Source organism: Neorhizobium sp. BETTINA12A, assembly GCF_023006485.1.
Taxonomy (GTDB): Bacteria; Pseudomonadota; Alphaproteobacteria; order Rhizobiales; family Rhizobiaceae; genus Neorhizobium.
Genome location: NZ_JALBGW010000203.1, coordinates 1 through 7,421 on the forward strand (window position 1 = coordinate 1; position 7,421 = coordinate 7,421).

The following is a 7,421-nucleotide window of genomic DNA, read 5'->3' on the forward strand; positions in this document are numbered from 1 at the left end:
AAGCGCCACGGATGCGATGCGGACCAGGTCCACGGCGCTGAAGCGCTCGACCAGATCCGGCGTCACCGCGACCACGGCGCTGGCCTTGCCGTCTTCCGAAACACCGATCAGCGTGACGACGCCGGAGCCGAGGCTCGCCTTGCCTTCATCCGCCAGGCCCTTCAGGTCCTTGGCATCGATGCCGTTGAGCGCCTTGCCCATGAACCTGATGCCGCCGATCTCCCTGAAATCGCCGGCCGAACCGCCCTGCCCGCCGCCCATGGCGAGCCGGCGCTTGGCATCCGCGAGTTCCTTCTCCAGCTTGCGGCGCTCGTCGATCAGCGCCTCGACGCGCGAAACCAATTCCGCCGGCTGCACCTTCAAGGCACCTGCCAGCGTCTTCACCCGCTCATCCTGCTCGGCAAGATAGAGACGCGCCGCCTCGCCCGTCACCGCCTCGACGCGGCGAACGCCGGCGCCGACGGCGCTTTCGCCGAGAACGCGGACAAGGCCGATATCGCCGGTCGAATTGACATGGGTGCCGCCGCAGAGCTCGATCGAATAAGCCTTGCCGGCCTTCGGGCCTTCGATTGCCTTGCCCATCGCAACGACGCGAACCTCGTCGCCGTATTTTTCGCCGAACAGGGCCATAGCGCCCTCGGCGATCGCATCATCGACGCTCATCAGGCGGGTCGTGACCGGCGCGTTCTGCAGGATGATTGCATTCGCCATGTCCTCGACCTTCTGCAACTCCTCGGCCGACATCGGCTTCGGATGCGAGACGTCGAAACGCAGGCGTTCGGGCGCCACCAGCGAACCCTTCTGGGCCACGTGCGTGCCAAGCACTTCGCGAAGCGCCTCATGCAGCAGATGGGTGGCCGAATGGTTGGAGCGCAAGCGCGAGCGACGGTCATGATCGACCGTCAGCGCCACGGCATCCCCGACCTTCAACGTGCCCTCGGTGACGGTCGCGATGTGGACGAACACGCCCTCGCCCTTCTTCTGGGTATCCGAGACATTCAGCCTAGCGTTGTCGGTCGCAATCACGCCGGTATCGCCCATCTGGCCACCGGATTCGCCGTAGAACGGCGTCTGGTTGACGACGATCTGGATCTGTTGGCCGGCGGACGCGCTGTCGACAGCCTTGCCGTCGCGGACGATCGCCTGCACCACGCCTTCAGCGGTTTCCGTGTCATATCCGAGGAATTCGGTGGCGCCGTGCTTTTCCTTGAGCTCGAACCAGATCGTTTCCGTCGCCTTGTCGCCGGAACCGGTCCAATGCGAGCGGGCTTCCGCCTTCTGGCGCTGCATGGCGTCGGTGAAACCGGAAATATCGACGCCGATTTCGCGGGCACGCAAAGCGTCCTGCGTCAGATCGAGCGGGAAACCGTAGGTGTCGTAGAGCTTGAAGGCGGTCTCGCCATCGAGCATATCGCCCTTGTGAAGCGTGTTCGTCGCATCCGACAGCAGCGAAAGGCCGCGCTCCAGCGTCTTGCGAAAACGGTTTTCCTCGAGTTTCAGCGTTTCGGAAATCAGCGATTCGGCACGCACCAGTTCCGGATAGGCGCGGCCCATCTGCTGGATGAGCGCCGGCAGCAGTTTCCAGAGCAGCGGATCGCGGGCGCCGAGCAGCTGCGCGTGGCGCATGGCGCGGCGCATGATGCGGCGAAGCACGTAACCGCGGCCCTCGTTGGAGGGTAGAACGCCGTCGGCGATCAGGAAGGCGGATGAGCGTAGATGGTCGGCGATGACGCGGTGGCTGCCGCGATGCTCGCCTTCCGCCTTGACGCCGGTCGCCTCTTCCGAGGCAGAGATCAGCGCCCGGAACAGGTCGATGTCGTAATTGTCGTGCTGGCCCTGCAGGACGGCTGCAACGCGCTCCAGGCCCATGCCGGTGTCGATCGACGGGCGCGGCAGGTCGATCCGCTCTTCCTTCGTCACCTGCTCATACTGCATGAAGACGAGGTTCCAGATCTCGATGAACCGATCGCCATCCTCTTCCGGCGAACCGGGAGGGCCGCCCCAGATATGGTCGCCATGATCATAGAAGATTTCCGAGCACGGGCCGCAGGGACCGGTATCGCCCATCGCCCAGAAATTGTCGCTGGTCGGAATGCGGATGATCTTGTCGTCCGAAAGACCGGCGATCTTCTTCCAGAGGTCGAAAGCCTCGTCATCGGTGTGGTAGACGGTGACCAGGAGACGCTTGGCGTCGAGGCCGAACTCCTTGGTGATCAGGTTCCAGGCAAGCTCGATGGCATTCGCCTTGAAATAGTCGCCGAAGGAAAAATTGCCGAGCATTTCGAAGAAGGTATGGTGACGCGCGGTGTAGCCGACATTATCGAGGTCGTTATGCTTGCCGCCGGCACGAACGCATTTCTGGGCCGTCGCCGCGGTCGAATAGGGGCGTTTCTCAAGACCGGTAAACACGTTCTTGAACTGAACCATGCCGGCATTGGTGAACATCAGTGTCGGATCGTTGCGCGGCACCAGCGGACTGGAGGACACGACCTCGTGTCCGTTCTTTCGGAAATAGTCGAGGAAGGTCGACCGGATTTCATTCACGCCGCTCATGCTACGCCCTTTTTACCGCCGGATGCGGTCCTATTATTCGAAAACCAGAGGCTTGTATCGCCCACACCCCCAACTGTCCAGCCGCCCCGCCGCCTCACCGAACGAGAAACCGGCCGCGCATCTTTCCATGCGCGACCGGTTCAAAATAATCCGCCGGAGAAATCTCCGAGTGCGGCGGAACCGCTTTACATATCCGCGGCCGCGTCGCCGTCGTCAGCGTCGGGACCGCCGTTCTGCAGGAAGCGGTCGGCAATAAGGCCGGCATTCTGGCGGAGCGACGTCTCGATTTCCCGGGCAAGTTCAGGATTGTCGCGCAGAAACGTTTTGGCGTTCTCACGGCCCTGGCCGAGGCGCTGGCTGTTATAGGAGAACCAGGCACCGGACTTCTCGACGATGCCGGCCTTGACGCCGAGATCGACGAGTTCGCCGGTCTTGGAAACGCCTTCGCCATACATGATGTCGAATTCGACCTGCTTGAAGGGAGGCGCCATCTTGTTCTTGACGACCTTGACGCGGGTCTGGTTGCCGACCACTTCCTCGCGTTCCTTGACCTGACCGATGCGGCGGATGTCGAGGCGAACCGAGGCGTAGAATTTCAGTGCATTGCCGCCGGTGGTGGTTTCCGGGGAACCGAACATCACGCCGATCTTCATGCGGATCTGGTTGATGAAGATCACCATCGTATTCGACTTGGAGATCGAAGCGGTGAGCTTGCGCAGCGCCTGGCTCATCAGGCGTGCCTGAAGGCCCGGCAGGCTGTCGCCCATCTCGCCCTCGATTTCGGCACGTGGCGTCAGAGCCGCAACCGAGTCGATAACGAGGACATCGACGGCACCGGAACGGACCAGCGTGTCGGTGATTTCAAGTGCCTGCTCGCCAGTATCCGGCTGCGAGATCAGAAGGTTCTGCAGATCGACGCCAAGCTTGCGGGCATAGACCGGATCAAGCGCGTGTTCGGCGTCGACGAAGGCGCAGATGCCGCCCTTCTTCTGGGCTTCGGCAATCGTCTGCAGCGCAAGCGTCGTCTTGCCGGAGCTTTCCGGACCGTAGATTTCAACGATGCGGCCCTTCGGCAGGCCGCCAATGCCGAGCGCGATATCCAGGCTGAGAGAGCCGGTCGAAACCGTCTCGATCTCGACAATGCTCTCGTTTGCACCGAGCTTCATGATCGATCCCTTACCGAAGGATCGTTCGATCTGTGACAATGCCGCTTCCAGCGCCTTACTCTTGTCCACGCCTTTATCCTCTACGAGCCGCAAACTATTCTGTGCCATCTGGTCCCACCTTTAGGTTATTGCCGCCGCGCACGCAATGAAGCAGCCGATAAAGGTGATGTACCTATTTTGTTCTCATTTGGCAAGGGTCGCTCAAGAGATTGAGCCAAAATAGATATTTCGATTTCGTTCTCATGATGTTCACGCCCGCCGTGGGTGTGGAAGATTCCCGTTTGAAATCAAGGCTGCGCCGCAATTCGACGAGGGAATCGCGGCGTTTGAAATTTATGAGAGACCATCCGATTCTCACTCCGAATCGAGCATTTCCCGGACCGCGACGGCAAGCTGCTTCAGCGAGAAGGGCTTCGGCAGGAAGCCGAATTTCGCGTCGGCCGGCAGGTTGCGGGCAAACGCATCCTCCGCATAACCGGAAACGAAGATGAACTTCATGTCCGGATAGGTCTTGCGCAGTTCCGTCAAAAGCGTCGGCCCGTCCATTTCAGGCATGACGACGTCGGAGACAACGATATCCACCTGGCCCTGGAGCTCTTCCATGATGTCGAGCGCCTCGGTGCCGGAACCCGCTTCGTGCACAGTGTAGCCGCGGGTTTCCAGCATGCGCTTGCCGCCTCGGCGGACGGCCTCCTCGTCCTCGACGAGCAGGACCACCGCCGACTTTCCGGTGAGGTCGAGGTCGTCGGAAGCAGGCGTCGACACGACCGGCGCGAGAGCGGCTGGCGGCGCCTGCGTACCGGTTGCGGTAGCGTCCTGGACGACGACGGGCGTTTCGGGAATGTGGCGTGGGAGGAACATGCGGAAGCTCGTGCCGCGGCCGACTTCCGATTCGGGATAGATATAGCCGCCGGACTGCTTGACGATGCCGTAGACCATCGAGAGGCCGAGGCCGGTGCCCTTGCCGACTTCCTTGGTGGTAAAGAAAGGCTCGAAGATCTTGTCCATGATTTCGGGCGAAATGCCCGTGCCGGTGTCGGAAACCTCGACCATCACGAAATCTTCGGCTGGCAGATCCGCCTGGTTGAAACCGCCCGCATCCTCGGCGGATACATTGCGGGTCTTGATCAGGATCGTGCCGCCCTGGGGCATGGCGTCGCGCGCGTTGACGCAGAGATTGATCAGCACCTGCTCGAACTGCGACAGGTCGGTGCGCACCGGCCAGAGATCGCGGCCGTAATCCACTTCGAGCTTCACATTGGTGCCGGAAATCAGCCGGTCGACCAGCATGCGCAGGTCGCCGACCACGTCGGTGAGGTTCAGCACCGCCGGACGCATGGTCTGCTTGCGCGAAAAGGCGAGCAGCTGGCGCACCAGCACGGCGGCACGGTTGGCGTTGCGCTTGATCTCCATCAGGTCGGCAAAGCTCGCATCCGAGGGACGCGCCTGCAGGAGGAGGTGGTCGGAGGACAGAAGAATCGCCGTCAGCACGTTGTTGAAGTCGTGGGCAATGCCGCCCGCCAGCGTGCCGACGGCATTAAGTTTCTGGGTCTGCGCCATCTGGGTTTCGAGCGCCTTCTGCTCGGTCGTCTCGACGGCATAGACGATCGCGGCCTCTTCCGGGGCCTCGTCGCTCTCGTCGATCACGGCATTCACGTAAAAGCGCACATAGCGGTTCTCGTCGCCGGGATGGCGCGAATCGATCGGCGCGATATCGCCCTGCCCATCCTTGGCAGCGGCAATCGCCTGCATCAGATGCTGGCGGGAATTGTCGTGCACGATGCGGTCGAGTTCGATACCGGCATCCACGTCGTCGCGGGAAACGACGCCGGCAAACAGTTTGAGGAACGGCGCATTGATGCGCAGGATCCGGCCTTCGCCATCGACGGAGGCGATCGCCATCGGCGTATTGTTGAAGAAACGCGTGAAACGCATCGCGGAGGCGGACTGGTCGCCCTCGCCGCCCTTCGGTCGCGCCAGCACGATGGTGCGGCTTTCGCCCGGTGCGCCGTCGCGGGTGGCACTGACATTGTGCACCAGCCGCACTGGCAGGCTCTGGCCGTTGGCACGACGCAGGTCGAGATCGAGCGTCTCGGTGCGCTTCAGACCGGGTGCGGCCTGCACTGACTGGATCAGCGCCATGCCTTCGCCGGCCACCAGATCGGCAATCGTCACCGAGCGCGGCACGAACTTGGTCAGGTCGATGCCGAGCCATTCGGCAAGCGTGGCGTTCAGATAGAAGATCTCACCCTTCTTGCCGGCGGAGAAGAAACCGGCGGGTGCGTGGTCGAGATAGTCGATGGCGTTCTGCAGTTCGCGGAAGAACCGCTCCTGGTCGTCGCGCTCCGAGGTGATGTCGGTGATCTGCCAGATGTCGAGCTGGCCCTTGCGGCTGTCGGCGGGCGTCAGCAGCCGTGCCTTGAGACGGTACCAGTGGGCACCGGAACCATTGCCGGTCGTCCGTCCGATCGGCTGGAGAAGCCGGAACTCCTCATGGCCTTCCCGGCCCTCGCGCAGAGCCGTCGTCAGCCTGTAGAGCGCCTCGGTCGATTCGCGGGTCTTGGACAGAAGCGCTTCGAGCGACTGCACGTTGCTCGCCTTGGTCGCGCCGGTCATCCGGCCATAGGCGGCGTTGGCGTAAAGAATACGGCCCTTGGCATCGGTGATCAGAATGCCGTCGGGATGGTTGGCGAGGAAACCACGGGCCAGTTCGTCGGAACGCGACTGCGGCATGACCTCGACGAGGCCGATGATCGACGACACCAGGAAGAAGATGCCGACCATGGCGAGAATGCCGAGCAGGCCGAGCACCAGCTCGTTGTCGAGCGCATGCTGGAACATCACGAAGCCGGCAGCCACGCCACAGAGAACGAGCGCCAGAAGAACGATTCGGACGATGGTGCCGCCACGCGTCCCTTTTTCCACCAGGGGCGCATCGTAGTTGCCGCTCTGCTGCAACTTCGTCATCAATTCCTCGCATTTCGACCGGCGCTGCGGCCATGAACATTCAGGGATCAGGAATCCCGCGATTCCTTATTAGCAAGTTGCTGGTTAAGCAAAAAGCTCTGCTGAGCCACAAAACCCGGGACAGTTTGGCGGAGTGACCTATCTTTGCTTTTCTGCGCTGTCTTTCAGCGCGCAACAGTGACAGTTAGCAGCTTGCTTCGGTAGGAAAAAAGTCGTTTTTTACCGCAGCGTTCATATGAGGAGTGGCAAGAGATGTTAGATGACCTGATGGGCGCCTATGGAGGCCGCCTGGTGATCGCAGTCGTCGGCGTCGGCATTGGGCTTCTTGTCCTCATCGGCGCGCTCTGGCTCATGCGTGGCCGCGCCGGCCCGTCCCCCTTCGTGCGCGGCGGCAAAAATCGCCAGCCGCGGCTTCAGGTGCTGGATGCAGCGGCCGTCGATGCTCGTCGTCGTCTGGTCCTCATCCGCCGCGACGGGGTCGAGCACCTGATCATGATCGGCGGGCCCACCGATATCGTCATCGAAAGCGGAATTTCCACGGCGACACCCGCCGCGCCGGCGACTGCGGCAAACCGCTTCCAGCCGCTTGACATGACAGCTCCCGTTCAAGCAGCACCCGCCATGGAAGCCCGGCCGGCTCCCGTCGCCGAACCCCGCCCTGCCCAGATCCCACGTCCCGCGGCTCCGGAAACGCGCATCGAGCCGGCACGGGAAAGCGTCGTGCCGCCACGCGAG

General features: G+C 62.2%; 4 protein-coding genes. 1 reads left to right on the forward strand and 3 read right to left on the reverse strand.

The annotated features are described in order from the left end of the window. From alaS to cckA, 3 genes are all read right to left on the reverse strand, one after another. Positions 1-2,553: alanine--tRNA ligase (gene alaS, locus MOV61_RS26820; RefSeq protein WP_247138764.1), on the reverse strand; the 2,553-nt coding region annotated here is incomplete at its 3' end. A gap of 185 nt (positions 2,554-2,738) precedes the next feature. Beyond that, positions 2,739-3,827, reverse strand: a complete 1,089-nt coding sequence (recA, locus tag MOV61_RS26825) for a recombinase RecA (protein WP_038542844.1) — start codon at positions 3,825-3,827, stop codon at positions 2,739-2,741. Between the two features lie 246 nt (positions 3,828-4,073). Beyond that, positions 4,074-6,686 carry a cell cycle histidine kinase CckA gene (cckA, locus tag MOV61_RS26830; RefSeq protein WP_247138765.1) on the reverse strand — a complete coding sequence of 871 codons (2,613 nt, stop codon included), beginning with the start codon at positions 6,684-6,686 and terminating at the stop codon, positions 4,074-4,076. Positions 6,687-6,938: 252 nt separating this feature from the next. Here cckA and MOV61_RS26835 point away from each other — a divergent pair. After that, positions 6,939-7,421, forward strand: a 483-nt coding sequence (locus MOV61_RS26835; RefSeq protein ID WP_247138766.1) for a flagellar biosynthetic protein FliO, incomplete at its 3' end; no start/stop codon positions are given.